Origin of the sequence: Escherichia sp. KTE96 (assembly GCF_000408525.1) — a bacterium.
Taxonomy (GTDB): Bacteria; Pseudomonadota; Gammaproteobacteria; order Enterobacterales; family Enterobacteriaceae; genus Escherichia; species Escherichia marmotae.
In genome coordinates this window covers 480,791-507,711 of record NZ_KE137149.1, presented here as the reverse complement: position 1 = coordinate 507,711, position 26,921 = coordinate 480,791, and the positions used below count along the sequence as shown (strand labels likewise).

The 26,921-nt window shown below is 47.6% G+C and carries 24 protein-coding genes and 1 pseudogene; 15 read left to right on the top strand and 10 right to left on the bottom strand.

The annotated features are described in order from the left end of the window. Positions 1-95: 95 nt before the first annotated feature. Positions 96-662, top strand: a complete 567-nt coding sequence (gene slp, locus A1WG_RS11945) for an outer membrane lipoprotein Slp (protein ID WP_001044202.1) — start codon at positions 96-98, stop codon at positions 660-662. Between the two features lie 142 nt (positions 663-804). Beyond that, positions 805-1,335 (top strand): helix-turn-helix domain-containing protein, encoded by a 531-nt coding sequence (locus A1WG_RS11950; RefSeq protein WP_000478606.1) that lies wholly within the window; start codon positions 805-807, stop codon positions 1,333-1,335. A gap of 61 nt (positions 1,336-1,396) precedes the next feature. On the opposite strand, the gene chuS is transcribed toward A1WG_RS11950, so the two are convergent. Next, positions 1,397-2,425: a hematinate-forming heme oxygenase ChuS gene (gene chuS / locus A1WG_RS11955; protein ID WP_001017197.1), complete on the bottom strand. Its 1,029-nt coding sequence runs from the start codon at positions 2,423-2,425 to the stop codon at positions 1,397-1,399. A gap of 48 nt (positions 2,426-2,473) precedes the next feature. Then, positions 2,474-4,363 (bottom strand): TonB-dependent heme/hemoglobin receptor ChuA/ShuA, encoded by a 1,890-nt coding sequence (gene chuA, locus A1WG_RS11960; RefSeq protein ID WP_306173772.1) that lies wholly within the window; start codon positions 4,361-4,363, stop codon positions 2,474-2,476. A 776-nt stretch (positions 4,364-5,139) separates the two neighbouring features. On the opposite strand from chuA, the gene shuT reads away from it, so the two are divergent. Genes shuT through A1WG_RS11990 form a run of 6 tightly spaced genes read left to right on the top strand, consistent with a single transcriptional unit; the run spans position 5,140 to position 10,360 of the window. After that, the gene (shuT, locus tag A1WG_RS11965; protein WP_010381027.1) at positions 5,140-6,063 is read left to right on the top strand and encodes a heme ABC transporter substrate-binding protein ShuT; all 924 of its coding nucleotides are present in this window, start codon (positions 5,140-5,142) and stop codon (positions 6,061-6,063) included. Between the two features lie 19 nt (positions 6,064-6,082). Beyond that, positions 6,083-7,420 (top strand): heme anaerobic degradation radical SAM methyltransferase ChuW/HutW, encoded by a 1,338-nt coding sequence (gene hutW / locus A1WG_RS11970; protein ID WP_016242564.1) that lies wholly within the window; start codon positions 6,083-6,085, stop codon positions 7,418-7,420. Between the two features lie 12 nt (positions 7,421-7,432). Then, a complete protein-coding gene (hutX, locus tag A1WG_RS11975) occupies positions 7,433-7,927 on the top strand; it encodes a heme utilization cystosolic carrier protein HutX (RefSeq protein ID WP_001517292.1) in 495 nt (164 codons plus the stop codon). Further along, complete coding sequence (gene chuY / locus A1WG_RS11980; protein WP_000189366.1) at positions 7,927-8,550, top strand: anaerobilin reductase; 624 nt, start codon at positions 7,927-7,929, stop codon at positions 8,548-8,550. Before hutX ends, chuY begins: the two co-directional genes overlap by 1 nt. Positions 8,551-8,600: 50 nt before the next feature. Next, on the top strand, positions 8,601-9,593 hold the full coding sequence (shuU, locus tag A1WG_RS11985; RefSeq protein WP_000910396.1) for a heme ABC transporter permease ShuU/ChuU: 993 nt from the start codon (positions 8,601-8,603) through the stop codon (positions 9,591-9,593). After that, positions 9,590-10,360, top strand: coding sequence for a heme ABC transporter ATP-binding protein (locus A1WG_RS11990; RefSeq protein WP_001517293.1), 771 nt, complete (start codon positions 9,590-9,592; stop codon positions 10,358-10,360). The genes shuU and A1WG_RS11990 overlap by 4 nt, the downstream gene beginning before the upstream one ends. A gap of 52 nt (positions 10,361-10,412) precedes the next feature. Here A1WG_RS11990 and A1WG_RS11995 read toward each other — a convergent pair whose 3' ends face one another. From A1WG_RS11995 to hdeA, 3 genes are all read right to left on the bottom strand, one after another. Next, complete coding sequence (locus A1WG_RS11995; RefSeq protein ID WP_001517294.1) at positions 10,413-11,060, bottom strand: MgtC/SapB family protein; 648 nt, start codon at positions 11,058-11,060, stop codon at positions 10,413-10,415. Between the two features lie 63 nt (positions 11,061-11,123). Then, positions 11,124-11,450 (bottom strand): acid-activated periplasmic chaperone HdeB, encoded by a 327-nt coding sequence (gene hdeB, locus A1WG_RS12000; protein ID WP_001517295.1) that lies wholly within the window; start codon positions 11,448-11,450, stop codon positions 11,124-11,126. 116 nt (positions 11,451-11,566) lie between these two features. Then, positions 11,567-11,899: an acid-activated periplasmic chaperone HdeA gene (gene hdeA, locus A1WG_RS12005; protein ID WP_000756548.1), complete on the bottom strand. Its 333-nt coding sequence runs from the start codon at positions 11,897-11,899 to the stop codon at positions 11,567-11,569. A gap of 254 nt (positions 11,900-12,153) precedes the next feature. Between hdeA and hdeD the strand changes: the two genes are divergently transcribed. Further along, on the top strand, positions 12,154-12,729 hold the full coding sequence (gene hdeD / locus A1WG_RS12010) for an acid-resistance protein HdeD (protein WP_000965682.1): 576 nt from the start codon (positions 12,154-12,156) through the stop codon (positions 12,727-12,729). Positions 12,730-13,443: 714 nt separating this feature from the next. Next, positions 13,444-13,971 (top strand): acid resistance transcriptional activator GadE, encoded by a 528-nt coding sequence (gene gadE, locus A1WG_RS12015; protein WP_000576682.1) that lies wholly within the window; start codon positions 13,444-13,446, stop codon positions 13,969-13,971. A gap of 38 nt (positions 13,972-14,009) precedes the next feature. Here gadE and A1WG_RS24545 read toward each other — a convergent pair. After that, a pseudogene (locus A1WG_RS24545) lies at positions 14,010-14,276 on the bottom strand (hypothetical protein). A gap of 107 nt (positions 14,277-14,383) precedes the next feature. On the opposite strand from A1WG_RS24545, the gene mdtE reads away from it, so the two are divergent. The 3 genes from mdtE to A1WG_RS24960 all read left to right on the top strand — a co-directional run bounded on the left by mdtE (position 14,384) and on the right by A1WG_RS24960 (position 18,960). Further along, complete coding sequence (gene mdtE / locus A1WG_RS12020) at positions 14,384-15,493, top strand: multidrug transporter subunit MdtE (RefSeq protein ID WP_306173773.1); 1,110 nt, start codon at positions 14,384-14,386, stop codon at positions 15,491-15,493. Between the two features lie 24 nt (positions 15,494-15,517). Further along, the gene (gene mdtF / locus A1WG_RS12025; protein ID WP_000024856.1) at positions 15,518-18,631 is read left to right on the top strand and encodes a multidrug efflux pump RND permease MdtF; all 3,114 of its coding nucleotides are present in this window, start codon (positions 15,518-15,520) and stop codon (positions 18,629-18,631) included. Between the two features lie 113 nt (positions 18,632-18,744). Beyond that, complete coding sequence (locus tag A1WG_RS24960; RefSeq protein WP_032141470.1) at positions 18,745-18,960, top strand: hypothetical protein; 216 nt, start codon at positions 18,745-18,747, stop codon at positions 18,958-18,960. 36 nt (positions 18,961-18,996) lie between these two features. Here A1WG_RS24960 and gadW read toward each other — a convergent pair whose 3' ends face one another. From gadW to A1WG_RS12040, 3 genes are all read right to left on the bottom strand, one after another. Then, entirely contained in the window at positions 18,997-19,725 is a 729-nt protein-coding gene (gene gadW, locus A1WG_RS12030; RefSeq protein WP_000951549.1) for an acid resistance transcriptional activator GadW, read from the bottom strand. A 367-nt stretch (positions 19,726-20,092) separates the two neighbouring features. Beyond that, positions 20,093-20,917: a DNA-binding transcriptional regulator GadX gene (gadX, locus tag A1WG_RS12035; protein ID WP_001517296.1), complete on the bottom strand. Its 825-nt coding sequence runs from the start codon at positions 20,915-20,917 to the stop codon at positions 20,093-20,095. Between the two features lie 356 nt (positions 20,918-21,273). After that, positions 21,274-22,674 (bottom strand): glutamate decarboxylase, encoded by a 1,401-nt coding sequence (locus A1WG_RS12040; RefSeq protein WP_001517297.1) that lies wholly within the window; start codon positions 22,672-22,674, stop codon positions 21,274-21,276. A 495-nt stretch (positions 22,675-23,169) separates the two neighbouring features. Here A1WG_RS12040 and A1WG_RS12045 point away from each other — a divergent pair, with 495 nt between their 5' ends. Then, a complete protein-coding gene (locus A1WG_RS12045) occupies positions 23,170-24,819 on the top strand; it encodes an alpha,alpha-trehalase (protein WP_001517298.1) in 1,650 nt (549 codons plus the stop codon). Between the two features lie 51 nt (positions 24,820-24,870). Here A1WG_RS12045 and A1WG_RS12050 read toward each other — a convergent pair whose 3' ends face one another. Further along, positions 24,871-25,473 (bottom strand): helix-turn-helix transcriptional regulator, encoded by a 603-nt coding sequence (locus tag A1WG_RS12050; protein WP_001165765.1) that lies wholly within the window; start codon positions 25,471-25,473, stop codon positions 24,871-24,873. Positions 25,474-25,991: 518 nt separating this feature from the next. Between A1WG_RS12050 and A1WG_RS12055 the strand changes: the two genes are divergently transcribed. Continuing rightward, positions 25,992-26,891 (top strand): LysR family transcriptional regulator, encoded by a 900-nt coding sequence (locus A1WG_RS12055; protein WP_032159445.1) that lies wholly within the window; start codon positions 25,992-25,994, stop codon positions 26,889-26,891. Positions 26,892-26,921 lie beyond the last annotated feature (30 nt).

Here is a 26,921-nt window from a genome sequence, read left to right as displayed (position 1 = left end):
TTTACATTACTATCAGGCATATCACCTGAGAATTGGATGAAAACCATAAAGAAATATCTATTATGGTTTTAACATTTGTTGATAAGGATAGTAACATGAACAAGACAAAAGGTGCACTCATCTTCAGCCTTTCATTTTTTCTTGCCGCATGTAGTTCGATTCCGCAAAATATCAAAGGCAATAACCAACCTGATATTCAAAAAAGTTTTGTTGCTGTTCATAACCAACCAAATTTGTATGTTGGTCAACAGGCACGCTTTGGCGGTAAGGTTATCAACGTTATTAACGGCAAAACAGATACGTTGTTAGAAATCGCCGTATTACCGCTGGATAGCTATGCCAAACCTGAAATTGAAGCCAACTATCAGGGTCGCCTGCTCGCCAGACAAAATGGCTTCCTTGACCCAGTGAACTACCGTAACCACTTTGTCACCGTTCTCGGCACGATTCAGGGCGAACAGCCAGGTTTTATCAATAAAGTCCCGTATAACTTCGTTGACGTGAATGTACAGGGGATTCAGGTGTGGCATTTGAGAGAAGTGGTCAACACCACCTACAACCTGTGGGATTACGGCTACGGCGCATTCTGGCCAGAACCCGGCTGGGGCGCACCTTATTACACCAATGCGGTTAGCCAGGTAACGCCAGAACTGGTGAAATAATTTAGTTTAAAGATGCAGATATTTTCCAAATATCTGCATCTTTAATATGAATATTAATATACAACTATAATTATAAGTCCTGCCCTGTTTATTACCTTTGGCAACCTGATTATGAAGTTAATGCTCGCAACAGGAGTCGGTTATGTTTCTTATAATTACCAAAGACATCATGTTTTTCACCGCAATGAAAAATATTTTGAGTAAGGGTAATGTCGTTCATATACAGAACGAAGAAGAGATTGACTTAACGTTGCATCAGAGTGCTTTGGTGATTATTGATACATTAATGAATAATGTATTCCACTCATCAATGCTCAACAAAATTGAACGTCTGCAACCTGTCCATGTCATTGTTTTCTCGCCGTTTAATATTAAACGCTGTCTGGGGAAAGTCCCGGTAACTTTTGTTCAGAGAAATATTACGATTATTGACTTTGTCGCGCTGCTCAATGGCAGTTACTGTTCTGCGCCAGAAGCGGATGTGTCACTCTCGCGCAAACAGCATCAGGTTCTGACCTGCATTGCAAATCAAATGACGACAGAAGATATTCTGGGAAAACTAAAAATCTCATTAAAAACATTCTACTGCCATAAACACAATATTATGATGATCCTCAACCTCAGGCGGATCAACGAACTGGTACGGCATCAACATATTGATTATCTGGTCTGAATTCTCCAGCCGATATTTATAAAGAGGCCCGGCGACAGCCAGACCTCCGGACAATGACACGTTACGCAGCAACGCCTTCTTGCGTCAGTGCCGCAATCTGTTTACGCCATTGCGCTTGCTCTTGTTCGCCTTCTGTACGTTGACCATAAAGTTGCGCAATCTGCGTACCATCATGGGCAAACAATTCCAGGCTGGTCACGTAGCCATCGCTGGTCGGTTTACGGGTAACCCAGGTTTCAGCGATGCTCTCTTCTAATAGATGAAGAGTAAATGTTGGGTTGAAAATATTCAGCCAGCCTTTCATTGGCACCACTTTTTCTACCACACCCGTGAAAATTTGTACGCAGCCACGGTTGCCAACAAACACCATGATCTCATTGCCATCTCGCTGGGCGGATTCCAGAATCTGCGCCAGCGCACTATTGGCGACTTTGCAGGCCAGATCGTCTGCCACCAGTTTAAACGCCTGTTGGCGCGTCAGGTTATGCCGCTTGAGCAGCGTAAAAAACTGATGAACATCCGTCATCGCACGCCACTCTTGCTCTACAGCACTGGCATCGACGTTGCTATGCGCAGCAGGTGCATCAACCGTTGTTAACTCAAGCGGCGTATTTTCCTCGACAATAAAACGCGCCAGAAGCTCGCTCCATGCCGCCATATCGGTATTGTCGGTGGCATAAACTTTCAGTAACGCATCGCCCTGATGATCAAAGAACTGAACACTCTGACGTTCGCCGCGAGCCGTGGTTTCTTTTATATGGAAAACACTGGCCCACTGGTTGAGAAACAGACGCAGATCCAGCGCGCGCGGATTGAGTATTAATCCGGCATGGCCGTTCAAATGCTGGTTGGTAAATGCCCCAACTTGCTCATGAACAGCATATTCATTACGACAGATACATTTGGTTTCGCCAACGCTTTCCAGCGCCGCGAGAATTTCGCGAATATCGCCGCGCATCCGCCACGCATCGTGCGTGACACGGGCAAATGCCAGTTCTGCTTCGCTGATATTCATTAAACCTGCGATGTCACGCGCGTACTTTCCGGGATTTTGTTCTTTTAACTCAAGCCAGCGTGTGTAGTGGTTCATTGTCTCTCTTCCTTCCAGATAAATGCCCCGAAATATCGGGGCTGATGATTACCATTGATAACTCACGAAAATTTTTCCGTTACGACCATCCTGCGGGATACCCTGCGGTGACCAGTACTCTTTATCGAAGGCGTTGCCCAGTACCAGAGTGGTGGTCATGCCTTTGAGCGCCTGCTGTCCTTGATAACTAACGTAGAAATCATTCACGCCGTAGCCTGGTTGTTTGCTGTAACTGCTGCTGACATGTGTTGAGCGATCGGCAAACGTACCAACCCAGCCGACAGAGAAGCCACTGTGGGCGATCGGAATATTCAGGGTGCTGGTAACGGTATCCGGGTTAATGCTGGAGATATATTCTCCGGTATCGGTGTCTTTGCCGCGGGTACGGTTATAGGCCACATCAAGGCTAAACAGGTCAGTGGTATATTTCGTCATTACATCCCAACCCCAGATTTTGGCGTTCGGGACGTTATAAGACATGGTTGTCGCCGCCGCGAAATCGACGGTTGTGGAGATGTAATCCTTCGCTTTGGTATCAAAGTAGCTGGCTTTAAATTCCAGGGCATCATTGGACAACATCAGGTCATCAAAACGCAGCCCAAAGCCGTATTCCTGAGTTTCGTTGGTTTCCGGACGTAAGTTCGGGTTCGGCACCCAATAGTTGGTATAGAAGCGACCAATCGAGAAGTGCTTAGAATCGTTGTACATTTCACCCATCGTCGGCGCACGGAATGCCTGGGCATACGAACCAAATAACATTAGCCAGTTGGTCGGGTTGATAGTCATCCCCGCGCGAGACGACCATTTGTCGGCATCAACATCTTTGTAACCATCACTGCTGCCGCGATAGCTGTCATAGCGGGTTCCGCCGAGCAGGGTAATCGGCAGATCGCGTAAGGTGATCTCATCCTGTAGCCAGCCGGAGCTGAAATCGATTTTCGCTTGCGGGAAGCCCGTTGTCGCACCGCCCGGATGCTGTTCCTGACGATAATACTCACCGCCATATGTCAGCAGGTGAGAAGCAAAACTATCGGCAAACAGCGTGGAGCGGTTCTCCAGTTTGGCACCTTTTGTTGTCTGTTCACGATATTCGCCGGAACTCCCCGTGTTCTGGGCATTAATACGGACTTCCGACCAGTAAACTTTTGCATCGGCATTTAACCAGTCGTTGCCCACTGGCGCGAGTTTATAAGCAAGTTGCGCATCACGTTGAATCGTTGAACGATCAACCATCGGATTACTGCTGTCAGAAGCTTCAACGGTCTGCGGATTTTTTGGTTCGCGCGCGTCGTTATTGTAATAACGCACTAATCCACTCAGAGCCTGGGCAGAATCAATTTGCCAGGTCCCTTTCGCCAACATGTTATTAATGGCCTCATCATTCGGCGCGGTTTCGCCATTGCTCTGGCGTAAATCACCACGATCGCGGCTGGACCAGGCCACAATACCATCCAGATTTTCCGTTCGCCCAAAAGCACTCGCGCCTAACCCCAAGCTATGATCTCCCGTGCCGCCAGTGCCAAAGACACGAAAACCGCTGCTTTGTCCTTCCTGCAATAAATCTTTTGCATCGACCGTATCGTAGGAGATAACCCCTCCCAATGCGCCACTGCCATACAGTAATGCCGAAGGTCCACGGACAATCTCAACACGTTTGATCAGCGCCGGATCGAGGAAAGTCCCATTCAGGTGCCCGGTATCGGTTCCCTGACGAACACCATCAACAAGAATCAACACGCCGCGATGGTCATAGCCACGCATATTCACATCCTGTCCATTTGTACGCCCAGTACCATCAAGGGTAATCCCTGGAACATGACGCAGTAGATCGGTGGCTGACGTAGCCGTTTGGTTTTCAGGGGCGGAAGTGTCGATAACACTGACCATCATTGGCGCTTCGAAGGAACTGCGTGCATTCCCTGTTGCCGTAACGGTCATGGTTTCAGTAGCAAAAGCAATCGTCGGCAAGCTGGCAGAAACAGCCAAAGCCAACAAACTCAAGCGCAACGAGGTAAATTGCGGACGTGACATAGCGATTCTCCATGAGGAAAATAAAAAATGCTGGCTGCCTGGGTAAAAACCGGGGTGGCTGGCGAAAAATAAATTTATTTGTGATTCAACGCGATAGTATTAGCCGGGTGAGTTAATTGGCGTTTATATCCCGTGAAATTACCTGGTATTTCTGACCATTGCGCAAAAGCACGCCCTCTTTGTCAGGCAAAGTGGTACACCACGTCTGAAGTGAAGAGTGCTGTGCGTTATCCTTCGCAAAAGCTATGATTTTGTTATCCATATAGTCATATTTTGTTAAAGCCAAGCGTGATAATGAGAATTATTATCGATCAATTTTTTATGATCAAGCTTTTTTTTAACCGCTATTAGCACAATAAACAGGGGGTTATGACATCTATCTTGTCTCCTGGAAACCATCCTGTTTTTGTGGTAATTCCCCACGGCGTCATCACGAAGCTTTGTCGTTAACGGCAATAATTTCCCCATCTCTTTGCTCTGTAAGCCGCAATATCTCTGAGATCTCCGCTTTTTCCCGCCCTGAAATTTAGTCGGCAACAATAACGTTAGCTGACGAAGCATCTTGATAAAAATCAAAAATAAATACGCTTGTAACACCTTGTGTATTGAATCGATGGTTGTGTTTCATATATAACTCAAATGATAATCATGATCATTCTCAATTTGATACGAGTTCTCATATGATGCCAAGGATCACCAACAGGCTGTTTCTTTTTTCCCCACTAACGTTATGTATTTCAGTTATGGCCTCCACCGCGAAGACCACTGTAAAACGTATCCCCATGAAAAAACTGTTTACGGCAGTGTTGGCACTTAGCTGGGCCTTTAGTGCAACGGCTGCCGAACGCATTGTGGTCGCAGGAGGATCACTGACGGAGCTGATCTACGCGATGGGCGCTGGCGACCGCGTGGTTGGTGTCGATGAAACGACATCTTATCCACCAGAAACCGCCAAACTGCCGCATATTGGCTACTGGAAACAGCTAAGCAGCGAAGGCATTTTGTCACTTCGCCCGGATAGCGTAATTACCTGGCAGGATGCAGGACCGCAAATTGTGCTCGACCAGCTACGGGCGCAAAAGGTCAATGTCGTCACTCTGCCGCGTGTACCCGCCACCCTTGAGCAGATGTACGCCAACATTCATCAACTGGCAAAAACGTTACAGGTTCCTGAACAAGGTGACGCGCTGGTGACACAAATCAATCAACGCCTGGAGCGAGTACAGCAAAGCGTGGCGGCAAAAAAAGCCCCGGTTAAAGCGATGTTTATCCTCTCTGCTGGCGGCAGTGCGCCACAGGTTGCCGGTAAAGGCAGCGTCGCAGACGCCATTTTGTCGCTTGCCGGAGCAGAAAACGTCGCTACCCACCAGCAATACAAAAGCTACAGCGCGGAATCGCTGATTGCGGCTAACCCTGAAGTGATTGTCGTAACCTCACAAATGGTCGATGGCGATATTAATCGTCTGCGTTCTATTGCCGGAATTACCCACACTGCCGCCTGGAAGAACCAGCGTATTATCACCGTTGATCAAAACCTGATTCTGGGAATGGGCCCGCGTATTGCTGATGTCGTTGAGTCGTTACACCAGCAACTTTGGCCGCAATAAATGGATTTGAATCAGACATATGAATACGAATACTACGTTAGATCTCAAGCCACATTTTGCTTTAGACGGTGCGCAGCCATTTAAAGACAGACGCGCCATGATGCCATTTCGCGGGGCTATTCCGGTCGCCAAAGAGCAACTGGCGCAAACCTGGCAAGCGATGATCAACCAAACAGCAGCACCACGTAAACGACTGGTTTATCTGCACATTCCATTTTGTGCGACACACTGCACGTTTTGCGGTTTTTATCAGACTCGTTTTAATGAAGATGCGTGTGCTCATTATACCAACGCCCTGATTCGAGAAATCGAACTGGAGTCAGACAACGTATTGCATCAGTCCGCGCCCATCCATGCGGTCTATTTCGGTGGCGGTACGCCTTCCGCGCTTTCGGCACGCGATTTGGCCAGAATCATCACCACATTACGAGAAAAGCTGCCATTGGCACCTGATTGCGAAATCACGATTGAAGGCCGGGTGCTGAATTTTGACGCTGACCGAATCGACGCTTGCCTTGATGCGGGAGCAAACCGCTTCTCGATTGGCATTCAGTCATTTAACAGCAAAATCCGCAAGAAGATGGCACGCACCTCAGATGGCCCAACTGCCATTGCGTTTATGGAAAGCCTGGTCAAACGCGACCGTGCTGCGGTGGTCTGCGACCTGCTGTTTGGCCTGCCTGGTCAGGATGCACAAACCTGGGGAGAAGATCTGGCTATTGCCCGTGATATCGGCCTCGACGGCGTCGATCTCTATGCGCTCAACGTCCTTCCCAACACGCCGCTGGGCAAAGCCGTGGAAAACGGGCGCACTACCGTGCCCTCTCCGGCAGAACGTCGCGATCTTTACCTGCAAGGATGTGATTTTATGGAAGACGCGGGCTGGCGCTGCATCAGTAACAGCCACTGGGGCCGCACCACACGCGAACGCAATCTCTATAACTTGCTGATTAAGCAAGGTGCCGATTGTCTGGCCTTTGGTTCCGGCGCAGGCGGTTCGATTAATGGTTACTCCTGGATGAACGAACGCAATCTTCAGACCTGGCATGAATCCGTCGCGGCAGGCAAAAAACCGTTGATGATGCTCATGCGTAACGCCGAACGTAACGCGCAGTGGCGTCATACCTTGCAGTCGGGTATTGAAACGGCGCGTGTACCGCTGGACGAACTTACGCCACATGCCGAAAAACTCGCACCGTTACTGGCTCAGTGGCACCAAAAAGGCTTAAGCCGCGATGCTTCAACTTGCCTGCGGTTGACCAATGAAGGTCGTTTCTGGGCAAGCAACATTTTGCAGTCTCTTAATGAGCTAATTCAGATACTTAATGCGCCAGCGATTGCGCTTGAAAAACCATAACAGGAGTGACTTATGAGCCATGTCTCGTTACAGGAATTTTTGAAAACGGAGCCAGACGGTACGCTGGAGGCCATTGCCGAACAATACAATACCTCACTGCTGGAAGTGGTGAAAAACCTCCCCTCCCCGACAATCGTGCCAGGCGATAAATTCGATACTGTCTGGGATACCGTCTGCGAATGGGGCAAGGTCACCACGCTGGTGCATACCGCTGATGTGATCCTCGAATTTAGCGGCGAACTACCTTCCGGTTTCCATCGCCACGGCTATTTCAACCTGCGCGGAAAACAGGGCATGTCCGGGCATATCAAAGCAGAAAACTGCACGCATATTGCCTTGATCGAACGTAAATTTATGGGCATGGATACCGCCTCTATTCTCTTTTTCAATAAAGAAGGCAACGCCATGCTGAAAATTTTCCTCGGTCGGGATGAGCATCGTCAGCTCCTGAGTGAACAAGTCAGCGCCTTCCATACTCTGGCGGCATCTCTGAAGGAACACGCCTGATGACGCCCTGGCTACTCTTTGGCGCAGGCGGAAAGGGGGTTGGAGCCAGAACGCTCGAACTGGCACTGGCGGAACAACGTCCGGTCGTCGCTGTCGTTCGTCATGCCGATGCCGCCACGAGGCTGGCGCAACAAGGCGTACAGGTTTTTACTGGTGACGCTTGTGACGCCAGCATAGTCGCAGCCGCCTGTCGCGCTGCGGGTCCGGATGCGCTTGTCATCTCATCAATGGGTGGCGCACAGGATTATCTGGCGCACAGAACAGTGATTGATGAAGCCGAAAAAGCAGACATCAGACGCATGATTCTGGTGACTTCTTTGGGATGCGGCGATAGCTGGCCGTTCTTATCGGAGCGGGCAAAAGCCGCGTTTGGTCAGGCGGTACGGGAAAAAACACTGGCGGAAAGCTGGCTACAAACCAGCCGGCTTGACTACGCCATTCTCCGCCCTGGCGGACTGCTTGACGGCGCAGCAACAGGCAAAGCACAACGGATACAAAATCAGGAGTGTCATGGTTTTGTCCGCCGTGCCGATGTTGCCGCACACATTCATGAACTGGCAAACGCGCCAGCACTCAATAAGCAGATCTACAGTCTGATTGAACCGGGCCTGAAACCGGCGTAATCCCATGCGGCGCAGGCTCTCCGCGCCGCAACGTCATAACGGAGTTTTACGTGCTCAAGGATTCATTTTCTTCCGCCAGTGTCTTTATGGGGCTATCACTATTATTGCTTGCCCTGGTGCTGTTCGGTGCCAGTCAGGGAGCGTTAAAAATCAGCTTTAGCGCCCTTCTTGATGAGGAATACCGCGATATCTGGCTGAATATTCGCCTGCCACGCGTTTTACTGGCAGTGCTGGTAGGCGCAGCGTTGGCAACCGCTGGGGTAATTATGCAGGGGCTTTTTCGCAACCCCATGGCTGACCCAGGATTGCTCGGCGTCAGTAGCGGTTCAGCATTAATGGTTGGCGTGGCAATTGTCCTGCCCTTTTCCTTCCCTGTGGTGCTGGTGCTCTATGAGCAAATGGTGTTTGCCATCGCCGGAAGTTTAGTGGTCTGCACCGTCATTTTTCTCATCACGCAGCGCCATCGCGATGGCAGCATGATGCAATTGTTACTCGCCGGGATCGCCATCAACGCCCTGTGCGGTGCGGCGATCGGCATACTGAGCTATATAGGCGATGAGCAGCAGCTACGACAACTCACGTTGTGGATGATGGGCAATCTCGGTCAGGCGCAATGGCCGACATTATTGGTCGCCAGTTCATTCATTCTGCCAGCCATTATGGCAACAACCTGTCTCGCCGGGACGCTGAATTTGCTGCAACTTGGTGATGAAGAAGCCCATTACCTCGGCGTGAACGTAAAGCGTAAACGCCAACAATTACTGTTGATTAGCTCGCTGCTGGTTGGTGCTGCGGTATCGGTAAGCGGCATTATCGGTTTTATTGGCCTGGTGATCCCGCATCTGATTCGCATGACGACCGGGGCGAATCACCGCTGGCTAATCCCTTGCTCTGCCCTCGCCGGAGCCTGTTTGTTACTGATGGCAGACACACTTGCCCGCACGCTGGTACAGCCAGCAGAAATGCCCGTAGGATTATTAACCAGTCTGCTTGGTGGGCCTTATTTTATGTGGTTGATTCTGCGTAACCGGAGGATCGCATGATCAGCGCCAAAAACCTGGTTTATAGCCTTCATGGGCGACGTCTGACTGACAATGTCTCGCTGACTTTTCCCGGCGGAGAAATTGTTGCCATTCTCGGCCCTAACGGTGCGGGAAAATCCACGCTGCTTCGCCAGCTAACCGGCTATCTTCAACCTGATAGCGGCGAATGCCGGTTGTTTAATAAGCCATTAAATGAATGGTCAATTACCGAACTGGCGAAACACCGGGCCGTGATGCGTCAGAATAGCCATATGGCGTTTCCATTCAGCGTACAAGAAGTGATCCAGATGGGGCGACATCCTTATCGTACCGGTAATCAGGGTGATGAAACGGCACAAATACTGGCGTTATGTGACTGTCAGTCGTTAGCTAACCGCGACTACCGGCAATTATCCGGCGGCGAACAACAGCGTGTGCAATTGGCCCGCCTGCTGGTGCAACTCTGGGAAGCAATACCCTCGCCAAAATGGTTATTTCTTGATGAACCAACTTCGGCGTTGGATATTCACCATCAACAACATCTATTTCGTTTATTACGTCAGTTAGTTCGAGAACGGCAATTTAACGTCTGCTGCGTATTGCACGATCTTAATCTTGCTGCCCGTTATGCTGACCGTGTCGTATTAATGCAAAAAGGCAGAGTTGTCGCAAATGGCAAACCGCAAGATGTGTTGACGCAGCAGGCGCTAACTACGCTCTACGGCGCGGATATTACAGTATTAAGCGATCCCGCTAATCATTCGCCACTGATCGTCCTCGATCATTAAATACGACGGGAGTGCCAGTCTGGTACTCCTGTCGAATTAACTATTATGAACATCAGCTAATTGAAACACCTTTCACCCCTGCCATTCCTTTTAGTAATCGCAACAGGTCTTCTATCGGCGTCGTAGCATGAAGCTGGATATCAATAGCAACCACCTCATGATCTTCACTTTCCTGCAACGAAACTAAATCTGTTTTTATTTTTTTCTGCTTAAACCAGTCGAGCATCGACACTGTATTACCGTTCACCAACGTAAGCTGCAAATGATAATTTTTGCTCATCAGGCGGAAGGTTAATTGATGGAAGACTTCCAGCACCAATAAGGTCATTACAGAACCGTAAATCCCCAGTTCATACATGCCGCTGCCAATCACCATACCGATCGCTGCTGTTACCCAAATATCCGCAGCGGTAGTTAAACCGACAATATTTTGATTACGAACGAGGATGTTCCCCGCGCCGATAAACCCGACGCCAGTGACGACCTGAGCGGCAATACGGCTGGGATCAAGCCCGACATGGTCGAACGCCAGCACATCAGCAAAACCATATTTCGACACAATCATAAACAGCGCACTGCCCATACCAATCAAGACATGGGTACGTAAACCAGCACCTTTGCCGCGTATTTGCCTTTCTATGCCAATAGCACCACAAACAATTGCGGCCAGGATCAAACGAATAATGAATTCGCTAGTCATATAAAAACGCAAAAAGGAGCAGCAAGATGGCTCAACTTGCTACTCCTTTTTGCTTTATTCCTGTTAATTCGGCAGGACATTTGCCAATTTATCTTTGAAGGTATACAAATTTTTCTGCGGATTTTTCTTACAGTATTCAATCACTTTAGGGATCTGAGTCAGGTCAGTTTCGTTTAAGGTTACAGTATCACCGCCTTTATAAACTGTTTCTTCATGCAGCATCCACCATGCAACAGGTGTCATTGCTTTTGGATTCAGGTCAATAAACTCCTGACAAGTCATATCCTTAGCAGATTCATTAGCAGCCAGTGCAGATTGCGCATTCACCAGTGACAGAGCTGCTACAGCGCCAACGAAAACAATGGCTTTACGTAGAGATGAAATATTCATTTTACAACCCATTCAATAAATAATTTACATATGAACAGGAGGATCACCTGCTTTTAACGCAAGGTATTCCGGCCTGTTCAATATTTAAGGAAATACGATGTAACGCATTCCCTTAATTACATATCTTTCTTGATTTTGTCCCATTCGCCTTTAACTTTATCTTTAAAGCTGGCTTTTTTATCCTGGGTACAAGCCTGAACGATAGCAGGCGTTACGGTTGCAATACCCTGAACATCTAAAACCGCATCTTCTGGTTTGTCTTTATTATTTAGAGCCTCAGCAAAACCGACTGCAGTCGGCTGGAAGGATTCGTCTACAGCCAGGAAATCTTCACAGGTCCAGGAGTTGACCGGTTTTTTATTGTCGGCTGCTTTTTGCGCATCGGCTGCATTGCTCACTACAGGCAGAAGAAGCAGACCACCTAGAATAACGCCTAATACTTTTTTCATCGTAATATCCTCAACTATAAAGTGAAAGAGCCGTCACGAATCAATTTCGACATTGAGGTTATAACCTGGTTTTCTGGGTATGTCATGTTGAGACAAAATATCAAAATCAGATATTTTTATTATAATACAATAGGTTACATAGTCATCAAGCACAGTAATTAGGAAATTTTTATTAAATCAACTGCATTCTCTGATGCATTTTTGGCATAGATTGATAGCAGGGGTTTTCCTTCTTAAATTTATAGGGTGGTTCTATGTTATATATAGATAAGGCAACAATTTTAAAATTTGATCTGGAGATGCTTAAAAAGCACCGCAGAGCGATCCAGTTTATTGCCGTGCTGCTGTTTATCGTCGGTTTGTTATGTATCAGTTTCCCGTTTGTTTCTGGCGACATTCTAAGCACAGTCGTTGGCGTATTATTAATCTGTTCGGGTATTGCGCTTATTGTTGGATTATTCAGCAACCGCAGTCATAATTTCTGGCCTGTATTATCGGGTTTCCTCGTGGCGATAGCCTATTTATTGATCGGCTATTTCTTCATCCGTGCACCAGAACTGGGGATTTTCGCCATTGCGGCGTTTATTGCAGGATTGTTCTGTGTCGCAGGGGTTATTCGCCTGATGAGTTGGTATCGCCAGCGCTCAATGAAAGGCAGTTGGTTACAACTCGTTATTGGCGTGCTGGATATCGTCATTGCCTGGATCTTCCTTGGCGCAACGCCAATGGTTTCTGTGACATTGGTGTCAACCCTGGTAGGGATCGAACTGATATTTAGCGCTGCCAGCCTGTTCAGCTTTGCTAGTTTGTTCGTAAAAAATAATAACTAGCAGACCTATCTCTGCTCCATTTTTTAGCCTGGATCATAGTTACGTATAATAACTATGATCCTGGCAATATTCACATCACCGCATTACTCCTTTGATAAATTACGTACTATTGTTGAAATAACTATCACACAACGATTAAACCAACCATTTGAAAATTTTATATTTTTCTTTATTTTGCAGCAAATTAGCCATTTCAAACATTATCATGGCTGATATTTTTCGTTGTCAGGTTTAATGTTTTAGAAGTGCTGTGAGAAAGTGAACTGAAGGTTCCATAAACATCGATACTATGGGTACAGTCTGGGGTTTGTTTTTGCACTATCAATGCACTAAAAGAAAGCTGGCAATCCAATTGCCAGCTTAAATAGAAACAAGGAGACTCAATATTTAAATCGGATTACGCTTTAACTTTAGTAATATTCTTCAGAGATCACAAACGGATAAATTATAACTTATTCTTGGGTAGATTCCTGCAAACTGTTAATATTCTGTTTACTAATCACAAATTGATAACAACCAGGAATATTACCTAGGATCAATATATGGAGTACGTAATGGATAAATCTGAAGTTTTGATTAGTGTTAATAGACGTATTAGTTCACGAAGGGCAAAGTTCTTATAGGCGTTTACTATATTGAACACCATATTCGGACATGGATGTAAATAATGAAAAGGACAACATGTTCGAAACGATAACGGCTAAGGAGCAAGTTATGATTTTTCTCATGACGAAGGATTCTTTTCTTTTACAGGGCTTTTTGCAGTTGAAAGATAATCACGAAATGATAAAAATCAACTCCCTGTCAGAGATAAAAAGCATAGGCAACAAACCATTCAAGGTGATCATTGATACCTATCATAATCATATCCTTGATGAAGAAGCGATTAAGTTTCTTGAGAAATTAGATGCCGAAAGAATCATTGTTCTGGCACCTTATCACATCAGTAAACTTAAAAGTCAGTCACCTATTTATTTTATCAGCCGCAAAGAAAGCATTAACACTCTGCTTGATATTACCTATGGAAAACACTTGCCCCATAAGAATTCTCAATTATGTTTCTCGCATAATCAATTCAAAATCATGCAACTGATTCTGAAAAATAAAAATGAAAGTAATATCACGTCAACACTGAATATTTCTCAACAAACATTAAAGATCCAGAAATTCAATATCATGTACAAGCTGAAACTTAGACGTATGAGCGACATCGTGACTCTGGGGATCTCTTCTTATTTCTAAATAAGGAGTCGATGTGGCCCAGCGATAATTGCCTGAAATTAATGGCTGGCATGACGAGGGATGCAAATGCTGACTCCATTACTCCCGGTGATAACCAAAGGAGAAGCAAAAACGAGCTTATTCCCCTGGTATGTGTATCCACCAGTAGAAACCTTCGTTGCCCGGATGCAGGCAGAGACTGTCGGCAGAACGGCAACATTTTTTTTGCCATTCGCGTCACTATATTGGTCGCTCTGCCTACATGCTCCCTCGCTGGCTTACAACCCCATGGCTTGCATTATGCCGCTGGTCTGTAAATCCCTCATACCTCTCCCCGCGCGTAATTCAAAGAACCGTTATTTCTCACGAATTTTCAGGGACTAAAATGAACAGAAAAAGAAAACTGTTAATACCGTTGTTATTCTGCGGCGCGATGCTCACCGCCTGCGATGACAAATCGGCGGAAAATGCCGCCGCTATGACGCCTGAAGTGGGGGTAGTGACGCTCTCCCCCGGTTCGGTCAATGTGATGAGCGAACTGCCCGGCAGAACCGTTCCTTATGAAGTTGCCGAGATACGCCCCCAGGTGGGTGGCATTATCATTAAACGCAACTTTATCGAGGGTGATAAGGTCAACCAGGGGGATTCACTTTATCAGATTGACCCTGCTCCATTGCAGGCAGAGCTGAACTCCGCGAAAGGTTCGCTGGCGAAAGCCCTCTCCACCGCCAGCAATGCCCGCATCACCTTCAATCGCCAGGCATCGTTGCTGAAAACCAACTATGTCAGCCGCCAGGATTACGACACCGCGCGCACCCAACTGAATGAAGCGGAAGCCAATGTCGCCGTCGCCAAAGCGGCTGTTGAGCAGGCAACCATCAATCTGCAATACGCTAATGTCACCTCGCCCATTACTGGCGTCAGCGGAAAATCGTCGGTGACCGTCGGCGCATTAGTCACCGCTAATCAGGGAGACTCTCTGGTAACCGTGCAGCGTCTGGACCCGATTTATGTCGACCTCACCCAATCAGTGCAGGATTTTTTGCGCATGAAAGAGGAAGTCGCCAGTGGGCAAATCAAACAGGTTCAGGGCAGTACGCCAGTGCAGCTTAACCTGGAAAATGGCAAACGTTACAGCCAGACCGGCACGCTGAAATTCTCCGACCCGACAGTGGATGAAACCACCGGCTCCGTCACGTTGCGTGCAATTTTCCCCAACCCGAATGGTGACTTGCTGCCTGGTATGTACGTCACGGCTTTGGTGGATGAAGGTAGTCGGCAGAATGTGTTGTTAGTACCGCAAGAAGGCGTTACCCATAACTCCCAGGGCAAAGCAACGGCGCTCATTCTGGATAAAGACGATGTTGTACAGTTACGCGAAATTGACGCAACCAAAGCCATCGGAAATCAGTGGGTTGTTACCTCTGGTTTGCAAGCTGGCGATCGGGTGATCGTTTCCGGTTTGCAACGCATTCATCCAGGTATCAAAGCACGCGCAATTTCCTCCAGCCAGGAAAACGCCAGCACCGAATCGAAACAGTAACGTTGCAGGCTTAAGGGGACTTTCATGGCTAACTATTTTATTGATCGCCCGGTTTTTGCCTGGGTACTTGCCATTATTATGATGCTCGCGGGTGGGCTGGCGATCATGAACCTACCGGTTGCGCAGTATCCGCAGATTGCGCCGCCGACCATCACCATCAGCGCTACCTATCCGGGGGCTGATGCGCAAACGGTAGAAGACTCGGTCACTCAAGTGATCGAACAAAATATGAATGGGCTGGATGGCCTGATGTATATGTCATCAACCAGCGATGCAGCAGGCAATGCTTCCATCACCCTGACCTTTGAAACGGGAACATCGCCCGATATTGCGCAGGTTCAGGTGCAGAATAAACTGCAACTCGCGATGCCTTCGTTACCAGAAGCGGTGCAGCAACAAGGGATCAGCGTTAATAAGTCGAGCAGCAACATCCTGATGGTAGCGGCGTTTATTTCTGATAACGGTAGTCTCAACCAATACGATATCGCGGACTATGTGGCTTCTAACCTCCAGGATCCACTAAGCCGTACCGCGGGCGTCGGTAGCGTGCAGCTCTTTGGGTCAGAGTACGCCATGCGTATCTGGCTGGACCCACAAAAACTCAATAAATACAGTCTCGTTCCTTCTGATGTTATTTCCCAAATCAAGGTACAGAACAACCAGATTTCCGGTGGTCAACTGGGGGGGATGCCACAGGCGGCAGACCAGCAACTGAACGCCTCAATCATTGTGCAGACGCGTCTACAAACGCCGGAAGAATTTGGCAAAATCCTGCTGAAAGTGCAGCAAGATGGTTCGCAAGTATTGCTGCGCGACGTTGCCCGCATCGAGTTGGGGGCAGAAGATTATTCCACTGTGGCGCGTTATAACGGCAAACCTGCTGCCGGGATTGCTATCAAGCTGGCTGCCGGAGCGAATGCCCTTGATACCTCGCGGGCGGTAAAAGCGGAGTTAAACCGATTATCAGCCTATTTCCCCGCCAGCCTGAAAACGGTTTACCCTTACGACACCACACCATTTATCAAAATTTCAATTCAGGAAGTTTTCAAAACGCTGGTTGAAGCTATCATCCTCGTCTTCCTGGTCATGTATCTGTTTTTACAAAATATTCGCGCTACGATTATCCCAACGATCGCCGTGCCGGTCGTTATTCTCGGCACATTTGCGATTTTGTCGGCGGTCGGTTTTACCATCAACACCCTCACCATGTTTGGGATGGTGTTAGCTATAGGGCTTTTGGTGGATGATGCCATCGTGGTGGTAGAAAACGTCGAACGCGTGATAGCGGAAGATAAACTGCCACCGAAAGAAGCGACGCATAAATCGATGGGGCAAATCCAGCGTGCGCTGGTCGGGATTGCCGTTGTTCTTTCTGCGGTATTTATGCCGATGGCCTTTATGAGCGGCGCAACCGGGGAAATTTATCGCCAGTTCTCCATTACGCTGATCTCCTCTATGTTGCTTTCGGTGTTTGTGGCAATGAGTCTGACCCCAGCCCTTTGCGCCACCATTTTGAAAGCCACACCGGAAGGCGGTCACAAACCGAACGCATTGTTCGAACGCTTCAACCATCTGTTTGAGAAATCGACTCAGCACTATACCGACAGTACCCGCTCACTGTTGCGCTGCACTGGTCGCTATATGGTGGTATACCTGCTGATTTGTGCCGGGATGGCGGTGCTGTTCCTGCGTACACCGACCTCTTTCTTACCGGAAGAGGATCAGGGGGTATTTATGACCACGGCGCAGTTACCGTCAGGTTCCACAATGGTTAACACCACTAAAGTGCTGCAACAAGTAACCGATTACTATCTGACAAAAGAGAAAAATAATGTCCAGTCGGTGTTTACCGTTGGCGGCTTCGGCTTTAGCGGCCAGGGGCAAAACAACGGTCTGGCATTTATCAGCCTGAAACCGTGGTCTGAACGCGTCGGTGAGGAAAACTCGGTGACCGCAATCATTCAGCGGGCGATGGTGGCTCTGAGCAGTATCAATAAAGCGGTGATTTTCCCGTTCAACTTACCTGCGGTAGCGGAGCTGGGTACAGCATCAGGTTTTGATATGGAACTACTGGACAACGGCAACCTGGGGCACGAAAAGCTGACCCAGGCGAGAAACGAGCTGCTGTCACTGGCAGCACAATCGCCTGACCAGGTAACGGCGGTTCGCCCGAACGGCCTGGAAGATACGCCAATGTTCAAAGTGAACGTCAACGCCGCGAAAGCCGAAGCGATGGGCGTGGAGCTGTCTGATATCAACCAGACCCTCTCTACCGCCTTCGGCAGTAGCTACGTGAACGACTTCCTCAACCAGGGGCGTGTGAAAAAAGTGTATGTCCAGGCAGGAACACCGTTCCGTATGCTGCCGGACAACATCAACCAGTGGTATGTACGCAACGCCTCCGGCACGATGGCACCGCTTTCCGCTTATTCTTCAACAGAATGGACCTACGGTTCGCCGCGACTGGAACGCTACAACGGCATTCCGTCGATGGAGATTTTAGGGGAGGCCGCTGCTGGAAAAAGTACCGGTGACGCGATGAAGTTTATGGCAGAACTGGTGGCTAAACTTCCGGCGGGCGTCGGCTACTCCTGGACTGGGCTGTCGTATCAGGAAGCGTTATCGTCCAACCAGGCACCCGCGCTGTATGCCATTTCACTGGTCGTGGTGTTCCTCGCCCTCGCCGCGTTGTATGAAAGCTGGTCAATTCCATTCTCGGTGATGTTGGTTGTTCCGTTGGGCGTTATTGGCGCATTACTGGCAACTGACCTGCGCGGCCTGAGCAATGACGTCTACTTCCAGGTCGGTTTGCTGACCACCATCGGGCTTTCAGCCAAGAACGCCATCCTGATCGTCGAATTTGCGGTTGAGATGATGCAGAAAGAAGGGAAGACACCGGTAGAGGCGATTATCGAAGCGGCGCGGATGCGTTTACGCCCGATCCTGATGACCTCTCTGGCCTTTATTCTTGGCGTACTGCCACTGGTTATCAGTCATGGCGCAGGTTCCGGCGCACAAAATGCGGTCGGTACAGGCGTTATGGGGGGGATGTTTGCAGCAACCGTGCTGGCAATTTACTTCGTTCCCGTCTTTTTCGTCGTTGTGGAACATCTCTTTGCCCGCTTTAAAAAAGCGTAACGTATGAATGAGAGTAAGGCTGAACGTGAATGTTCTGCCTTACTCTTTCCTGACAACCATTCACTACTCAACAACCAGCTAACCATCAGGAATACCAGACTTAGCAAACAGCATTGAAAGTAGAAACCACTCCAGCCATTGGTCATCAACTTGAACAGTACGACACAAACCAGCATTCCCGTAATTATATGAATAATCAGCTTAATAACTCCAAACATGCTGCACCTTTTCCTCCTGAAAATACTAATATCCGTTTGCGAACTGCCAAAGAGAACTTGCCGGTGCCCCCGGCAAATATGGATGGGAAAAGATTTTTACATGAAGCGTAAAGCAGATCCTGACCGACTTTCGAATGATAGATGAAGTCAGGAAAAAGTCCCTGTTGACTGTTGCGCAAACTGGTGTGGTGTTACGCCATAATACTGGCGGAAAGTGTTAATAAAGTACGACGTACTGCTATAGCCACATTTTTCTGCGATCATCGGTAGCGGGAATTGTCGTAACTCGAGCAATTGTCTGGCCATCGACATTCGCGAGGCCAGTAATATTTTACTAAAGCAGGTGTTTTCATCCTGTAGCTTCTTTTTGATTAGGCTTTCACTGGTATACATCTTTTCTGCGATATCACGCAGATACCAGCGTCTGGCAATATCAAAGCTAATAATGCGTTCAACTTTTCCTGCAATGGTACTAATGCTATTAAAAAGGAATGGAATCAGCTCTTTATTTCGTGAAAACATCGAAAGGCAGGAGAAATAGAGCATATTATTTAATGTCGTTGAAGCAATGTCCTCTTTAGTAAAACTATCGAATATTGCTGTAACCAACGGCATCGGTGGGGTCATGTTAACTAACAGCTTTTTTTTATTGTGCAATCCTAAACACCGGAACGGTGGACGGACATTGTGTAAGTAATGAGTAATTATTCGTTCATCAATATCCAGCCTGCGGACATTTGATTCATTAAAGTCAAAACTCTCCGCCATATTTTTTTCTATCAGTAGAATACTATCTTTATACAAAGATAGTTTTTGCTGCTCATGGTATATATCAAATGAGCGACAGGTGAGGATCACCGAACAAACATGTGCCATGACAAGCCCTTATATTCCATTACCACGAACATTACAATTTCAGTATACAAATGAAATGATGAATGATTCACTCCGTGAGCCAAAACTGCCAAAATTGGTAGGACCAAAAGCTAGCCATAGCGCAGTGTACATAACAGCTAATTACTAATAAGTAAATGCGTCAGCAATATATTTTAAGAAAGCGTATAGCTTATGTTTATAAAAAAATGGCTGATATTATCGACAATTAAAGTTATATTTTATTTACTGAGAGCACAAAGTTTCCCGTGTCAACAAGGAGCGTTATAACGGTTTATTAGTCTGGAGACGGCAGACTATCCTCTTCCCGGTCCCCTATGCCGGGTTTTTTTTATGTCTGAGTAAAGAATCAGAGTCTTATCCCTTCAGCATGGCGTTCAGAACTGTAAAAATTTCCCTGCCCAACAAAACTTGCTATCGGGTCACCATTCAGTATTCCCTGCGCTATTCGCTCCTGATACTCTGTCGGCGTCATACCATAATAGTTTCGAAAGACATAAATAAAATACGACGCACTGTTATAACCGCAGGATACGGCTACTCGTTTTATTGGAAAACCATGAACAACAATCAGTTGCAACGCCCGCTGCATTCTACATTCAGTCAGTAACTGTGAATACGATGTCTCTTCTTCACGCAATTTTTTCTTTAACAAACTCGGACTCACCAATAACTCACTGGCAATCTGTGCTAATGACCATTCATGAGCAATATTATTATTGATGACCGTGCAAACCCGCGTTCGCATATTCGGTCGCAAAATATTCATAAGCAGTGGTATAAACTGTTTATCTTCAAGAAAAATAGACAATAACGCAAATGTTAATGCTCTTTTACGTAATATCTCACCATAGCGGAGATCTTGATTTTGCGAAAGATGTACAACTTCCTGAAAAACAGGGTTCTCTCTGGAACAATGATGAACAACTAACGAAGGAGCTTTTTTATAGGTATAAAGATTTAGCGTCTCCTCCTTGAGCATCGGGAGAAATAGTGAAAGTGTGTCCTTCGTGACTAATACGACGTTACCTACACACTTATCAATCAAGATCTGGCTTGCATCCGCAAAAACCACATCACCGCCATTAAAGCAGCGATATTCACCATTCAACATAGTGAGAATAAATTTATGTTTTGCGTACGCAATTAAACAATTCCCATATTGTGATTGCATAGTTGACTTAATATAACATAAATATATTACTGATTATTAATGTAGCACGCCGCCATCTTAAGTCAAATTTATTGGCAAATAAATTTAAACAATTTTGACAGGGGAATTGATTAAATGTGAAGGAAAATTGTGTAAGAGCATTGAATTTATAATAAAAAAATCGAAAGTACCAACGTAAGGAGATTAATACAAAACAAATGATCTACTGGCGTCATTTTGTTTGATTTTAGAAAGATTTATATTAGATACAACTTAACAACGCCATGAATACAAAATCAATATAATATTAATATTGCGCTAATGAACGTATGCCCCGGTTTTCAAACCGGGGCAAAGATTATTATAACGCCCTGTTATCAGGTATGTTTAAAGCTGTTCTGCTGGGCAATACCCTGCAGTTTCGGGTGATCGCTGAGGTATTTCAGGGAGGCTTTGTAGTCTTCCAGCAACAGTTCAGCGAAGTCCATTTCGAAGCCACGACGACACATAATACGCATCACCACGATGTCAGTGGCTTCACCGCCAAGGGTGAAGGCTGGAACCTGCCAGCCGCGCAGGCGCAGACGTTCAGAGAGGTCATACAGGGTGTATCCCGGATCTTCCCCGTCTTTCAGTTTGAAGCAAACCGCCGGGATACCTTCGTCCGGGCGACCGGTGCAGATGAACTCATACGGTCCCAGTTTAGCGATTTCATCCGCCAGGTAAGTGGCGACCTGATAAGAGGCATTCTGCACTTTGGTGTAGCCTTCACGACCGAGGCGCAGGAATTCATAGTACTGGGCAATCACCTGACCCGCCGGACGCGAGAAGTTGATGGCAAAAGTCCCGATTTGCCCACCGAGATAGTCAACGTTAAACACCAGCTCTTTCGGCAGTGCTTCTTCGTCACGCCAGATAACCCAGCCGCACCCCAGCGGAGCCAGACCAAATTTATGACCAGAAGCACTGATCGATTTCACGCGTGGCAGGCGGAAGTCCCAGACGATATCCGGGGCGACGAACGGTGCCAGGAAGCCACCGCTGGCAGCGTCGATATGCATATCGATGTCGATACCGGTGTCGGCCTGGAATTTATCCAGCGCATCGTGCAGCGGTTGCGGGAACTCATAGTTACCGGTGTAGGTCACGCCGAAAGTCGGCACCACGCCGATGGTGTTTTCGTCGCAGGCCTCAATCATCCGTTTCGGATCCATAAACAACTGACCGGGGCGCATAGGGATCTCGCGCAGCTCCACATCCCAGTAACGGGCGAATTTATGCCAGCAGATTTGCACCGGGCCGCACACCAGGTTTGGTTTATCGGTCGGTTTACCTGCGGCTTCCATACGCTTGCGCCAACGCCATTTCATCGCCATCCCGCCGAGCATACAGGCCTCGGAAGAACCAATGGTGTTGGTGCCAACGGCCTGACCGTTTTTCGGCGCAGGCGCGTGCCACAGATCAGCAACCATGTTTACGCAACGCAGGTCAATTGCTGCAGATTGCGGGTATTCTTCTTTGTCGATCCAGTTTTTATTTATCGACAAATCCATCAATTTATGGACATTTTCATCGTCCCAGGTCTGGCAGAAAGTCGCCAGATTCTGACGGGCGTTACCGTCGAGAAATAATTCATCATTGATAATCTGGAATGCGATGTCATCGCGTATTTCATGCAGCGGAAAACGTTTCGATTCCGCGATAGTGGAAATTGCCTTTGCGCCAAAACGTGAATCTAGTAGTTCTGAGCGGAAATCCGTTAACAACTTCTGGTCCATTTCGAACTCCTTAAATTTATTTGAAGGCAATAAAAAAGTAGGATTTATCTGTAATAGACGCAAGGAGTTGCCGGTGTAATTTAAATAACAAAATCCTAAGAGTGAAATAACGTTATTTATATAATCAGTTATCGCTAATAATATTATATTTATAGCTTATTAAAACAAATGTATATTTTGGTATTTCTTTATTAATTTTTATTTTAATTACAAAAAAGTTGGTGACCTTCTGCATTGTTACACAGGTAGCCGCTACTCTTATTCGTAACAACAATGACATATCCTGATTTCTCAACAGATTACATGAATATTCCGAAAGTGAAGAATGACGGGAAACAACATATATAATATTCTCTTTGAATATTAGTGAGTTATATTTTTTCTCCATTAATAAACGTGATCTACCGCACGCTTTGTCGCCCACCAGGCGGAACGAATGACTACCCTTAAAGGAAAGCCCGATAATTAGCGACGAATTTCGGAGGTCGGATCCTTATGCTCAATCAGAAAATTCAAACCCCTAATCCAGACGAACTGACGATCGAAGTCGATCTCTGTTATGAGCTGGATCCGTATGAATTAAAACTGGATGAGATGCTCGAGGCAGAGCCAGAACCCGAAATGATTGAGGGATTGCCTGCCTCTGACGCGCTAACGCCTGCTGACCGCTATCTCGAACTGTTCGAACATGTTCAGTCGGCAAAAATTTTCCCCGACAGTAAAACCTTTCCCGATTGTGCGCCGAAAATGGACCCGCTGGATATATTAATCCGCTACCGTAAGGTTCGCCGCCACCGTGATTTTGACTTGCGCCGATTCGTTGAAAATCACTTCTGGTTACCGGAAGTCTACTCCAGCGAGTATGTATCGGACCCACAAAACTCACTAAAAGAGCATATCGACCAGCTATGGCCAGTGTTAACCCGCGAACCGCAAGATCACATCCCGTGGTCTTCTCTGCTGGCGCTGCCGCAGTCGTACATTGTCCCCGGAGGCCGTTTTAGCGAAACCTACTACTGGGATTCCTATTTCACCATGCTGGGGCTGGCGGAAAGCGGACGCGAAGATTTACTGAAATGCATGGCCGATAACTTCGCCTGGATGATCGAAAACTACGGCCACATCCCCAACGGCAACCGCACCTACTATTTGAGCCGCTCACAGCCACCGGTTTTCGCTCTGATGGTGGAGCTGTTTGAAGAAGATGGGGTACGCGGCGCACGCCGTTATCTTGATCATCTGAAAATGGAATATGCCTTCTGGATGGACGGTGCAGAATCGCTGATCCCCAATCAGGCCTATCGCCATGTCGTTAGGATGCCGGACGGTTCGCTGCTTAACCGCTACTGGGATGACCGTGACACACCGCGCGACGAATCCTGGCTTGAGGACGTAGAAACCGCAAAACATTCCGGTCGCCCCCCCAACGAAGTGTATCGCGATTTACGTGCGGGCGCGGCTTCTGGCTGGGATTACTCCTCCCGCTGGCTGCGTGACGCGGGTCGTCTGGCGAGTATTCGCACCACCCAGTTCATCCCCATCGACCTGAACGCTTTCCTGTTTAAACTGGAGAGTACCATCGCCAACATCTCGGCGCTGAAAGGTGATAGAGAGACAGAAGCGCTGTTTCGCCAAAAAGCCAGCGCCCGCCGCGATGCGGTAAACCGTTATCTCTGGGATGATGAAAACGGAATCTACCGCGATTACGACTGGCGGCGCGAACAACAGGCTCTCTTTTCCGCTGCGGCCATCGTGCCGTTATATGTCGGCATGGCAAACCACGAACAGGCCGATCGTCTGGCAAATGCCGTGCGAAGCCGTTTACTGACACCAGGCGGGATTCTGGCAAGCGAGTATGAAACCGGTGAGCAGTGGGATAAACCCAACGGCTGGGCACCGTTACAATGGATGGCGATTCAGGGATTTAAAATGTACGGAGATGACCATCTGGGTGATGAGATCGCTCGTAGCTGGCTGAAGACGGTAAATCAGTTCTACCAGGAACACCACAAACTGATCGAGAAATACCATATTGCCGATGGTATCTCCCGCGAAGGCGGCGGCGGTGAATATCCGTTACAGGACGGGTTTGGCTGGACCAACGGTGTGGCACGCCGTTTAATTGGTTTATACGGCGAACCGTAATATTTTTTACAGCCAGCCGCTAATATCCTGCTGGCTGTAAAATTATCCTCTTCAGGAGGAGATATTTAACATCATTGCCGCCTGGGTTCGGTTTTTCACTTCCAGACGTCGATAAAGCGATTCCAGATGCGCCTTTACCGTTCCGGTGCTGATATTTAACGCTCGGCCAATCTCTTTATTCGATTCGCCTGCCGCCAGCATGGTTAAAATTTCCCGCTGGCGGGCGCTTAATGATGCGAGATCTTTCGACTCTTTTTCCGGCGCTGTTCGCCAGTCGCCGGGCAGAAACATCATGCCCATCACCGCACTGTTTACCGCCAATACGAACGTCTCAACGGTTGAATCACGCGGCACAATGGCCATCACATTAAAGTGGATAACCTCCTGCAACCATCGTTTGTTGCAATCCGTCGCCGTGATTAACACTTTAATATCAGGAAATTGCACCACGGTTTTTTGCAATAACCACTGGCAAAATTCACCGTCTTGATCGCCATCCAACATCACTAAGGCTTCGGGATAGCTTTCAAGTCTTTGCCATAGCTCATCTGCCTGACTGACGCCCTGAATACCTACCCCTGGAATACGCTGTTGTAAACTGATTTTCATTCCATGAATAAATATTGACTGCCTGTCAAACATGATTATTTGCATTACTGAATCTCCACCTGAATACGTTAAAAAGACTTAAGTAGTGGAAGGGTATTACCCGAGAGACAAAATAAGAATTCGCCATTTGGCGGTGGCCATTCTACAGAGATGAAACGTAGAAAATAGTTACCGATATAAATAGTTACAGCTAAATGCCCGAAATTACATGTCGAGGGCACTATTTAAAAAATTCTTAAGGAATTCCTTATATTTTGCACCGCATTCAGGCAAGTAAAGTAGATTTATCGCTCGTTTTAATAACGTCTACGGTTAAAGAAAATGATTAGATTGCGCACTAATCCGCAATACGCTGTTTGTGCATTTTATGAAATGAGTCAAAATTATGACCTTCTGCTGGTTATTTCTCTATTCAGGGAACGCTAATCCACCCTTTATTCTCTAAAATATCCTCACTTTCTGCGTTGCACCGTTGTGAAATCATGCATTAGATGTTAGAAAAAACAATAAATAATGCGATATGCGCGTTACTGTTTCGCTGTGAACAACAATCGGTCAAAGAAATGGATAAAATTCACGCAATGCAGTTGTTCATCAAAGTCGCGGAGCTGGAAAGTTTTTCCCGCGCGGCAGATTTCTTTGCTCTGCCGAAAGGTAGCGTCTCGCGTCAAATCCAGGCACTGGAAAACCAGCTTGGCACCCAGCTCCTCCAGCGTACCACGCGGCGGGTACAACTGACGCCGGATGGTATGACCTATTATCAACGGGCGAAAGATGTGTTGAGTAATCTCAACGAACTGGACGGCCTGTTTTTGCAGGATACCACCAGCATCAGCGGTAAATTGCGCGTCGATATCCCGGTCGGAATGGCGAAAAATTTGTTGCTGCCGCGGTTACCCGATTTTCTGTATCAGTATCCGGGTATTGAACTCGAATTAAGCAGCAGCGACCGTCAGGTAGATATTCTTCATGATGGCTTTGATTGTGTGGTTCGCACAGGTACGTTACCCGACGATGGACTCATCACCCGTCCACTCGGCAAACTGACGATGGTCAACTGTGCCAGTCCGCACTATCTGACGCGCTTTGGTTATCCGCAAAATCCCGACGATCTGACTTCACACGCGGTAGTGCATTACACGCCACATCTGGGCGTGCACCCATTGGGTTTTGAGGTTGCCAGTGGTCATGGCGTCCAGTGGTTTAAGTCCGGCGGTATGTTGACGGTAAACAGTAGCGAAACCTATCTCGCCGCCGGTCTGGCGGGGCTGGGGATTATTCAGATCCCCCGCATCGCCGTGCGCGAAGCCCTGCGCGCCGGACGGCTTATTGAAGTGTTGCCCAGCTATCGCGCCGCTCCACTCTCCATTTCCCTGGTTTACCCTCAGCGTCGGGAGCTTTCCCGCCGTGTAAACCTGTTTATGCAGTGGGTCGCAGGCGTAATGAAAGAGCACCTGGACTGACCGACTATACTTTTTAAGACAGACAACGAC

What these genes read in the sequence shown, in the direction of transcription:
- slp (WP_001044202.1), top strand. Translation starts at nt 96, where the DNA reads ATGAACAAGACAAAAGGTGCACTCATCTTCAGCCTTTCATTTTTTCTT.
- A1WG_RS11950 (WP_000478606.1), top strand. Translation starts at nt 805, where the DNA reads ATGTTTCTTATAATTACCAAAGACATCATGTTTTTCACCGCAATGAAA.
- chuS (WP_001017197.1), bottom strand. Translation starts at nt 2,425, where the DNA reads ATGAACCACTACACACGCTGGCTTGAGTTAAAAGAACAAAATCCCGGA.
- chuA (WP_306173772.1), bottom strand. Translation starts at nt 4,363, where the DNA reads ATGACCGTTACGGCAACAGGGAATGCACGCAGTTCCTTCGAAGCGCCA.
- shuT (WP_010381027.1), top strand. Translation starts at nt 5,140, where the DNA reads ATGCCAAGGATCACCAACAGGCTGTTTCTTTTTTCCCCACTAACGTTA.
- hutW (WP_016242564.1), top strand. Translation starts at nt 6,083, where the DNA reads ATGAATACGAATACTACGTTAGATCTCAAGCCACATTTTGCTTTAGAC.
- hutX (WP_001517292.1), top strand. Translation starts at nt 7,433, where the DNA reads ATGAGCCATGTCTCGTTACAGGAATTTTTGAAAACGGAGCCAGACGGT.
- chuY (WP_000189366.1), top strand. Translation starts at nt 7,927, where the DNA reads ATGACGCCCTGGCTACTCTTTGGCGCAGGCGGAAAGGGGGTTGGAGCC.
- A1WG_RS11990 (WP_001517293.1), top strand. Translation starts at nt 9,590, where the DNA reads ATGATCAGCGCCAAAAACCTGGTTTATAGCCTTCATGGGCGACGTCTG.
- A1WG_RS11995 (WP_001517294.1), bottom strand. Translation starts at nt 11,060, where the DNA reads ATGACTAGCGAATTCATTATTCGTTTGATCCTGGCCGCAATTGTTTGT.
- hdeB (WP_001517295.1), bottom strand. Translation starts at nt 11,450, where the DNA reads ATGAATATTTCATCTCTACGTAAAGCCATTGTTTTCGTTGGCGCTGTA.
- hdeA (WP_000756548.1), bottom strand. Translation starts at nt 11,899, where the DNA reads ATGAAAAAAGTATTAGGCGTTATTCTAGGTGGTCTGCTTCTTCTGCCT.
- hdeD (WP_000965682.1), top strand. Translation starts at nt 12,154, where the DNA reads ATGTTATATATAGATAAGGCAACAATTTTAAAATTTGATCTGGAGATG.
- gadE (WP_000576682.1), top strand. Translation starts at nt 13,444, where the DNA reads ATGATTTTTCTCATGACGAAGGATTCTTTTCTTTTACAGGGCTTTTTG.
- mdtE (WP_306173773.1), top strand. Translation starts at nt 14,384, where the DNA reads ATGCTCACCGCCTGCGATGACAAATCGGCGGAAAATGCCGCCGCTATG.
- mdtF (WP_000024856.1), top strand. Translation starts at nt 15,518, where the DNA reads ATGGCTAACTATTTTATTGATCGCCCGGTTTTTGCCTGGGTACTTGCC.
- gadW (WP_000951549.1), bottom strand. Translation starts at nt 19,725, where the DNA reads ATGGCACATGTTTGTTCGGTGATCCTCACCTGTCGCTCATTTGATATA.
- gadX (WP_001517296.1), bottom strand. Translation starts at nt 20,917, where the DNA reads ATGCAATCACAATATGGGAATTGTTTAATTGCGTACGCAAAACATAAA.
- A1WG_RS12040 (WP_001517297.1), bottom strand. Translation starts at nt 22,674, where the DNA reads ATGGACCAGAAGTTGTTAACGGATTTCCGCTCAGAACTACTAGATTCA.
- A1WG_RS12045 (WP_001517298.1), top strand. Translation starts at nt 23,170, where the DNA reads ATGCTCAATCAGAAAATTCAAACCCCTAATCCAGACGAACTGACGATC.
- A1WG_RS12050 (WP_001165765.1), bottom strand. Translation starts at nt 25,473, where the DNA reads ATGCAAATAATCATGTTTGACAGGCAGTCAATATTTATTCATGGAATG.
- A1WG_RS12055 (WP_032159445.1), top strand. Translation starts at nt 25,992, where the DNA reads ATGGATAAAATTCACGCAATGCAGTTGTTCATCAAAGTCGCGGAGCTG.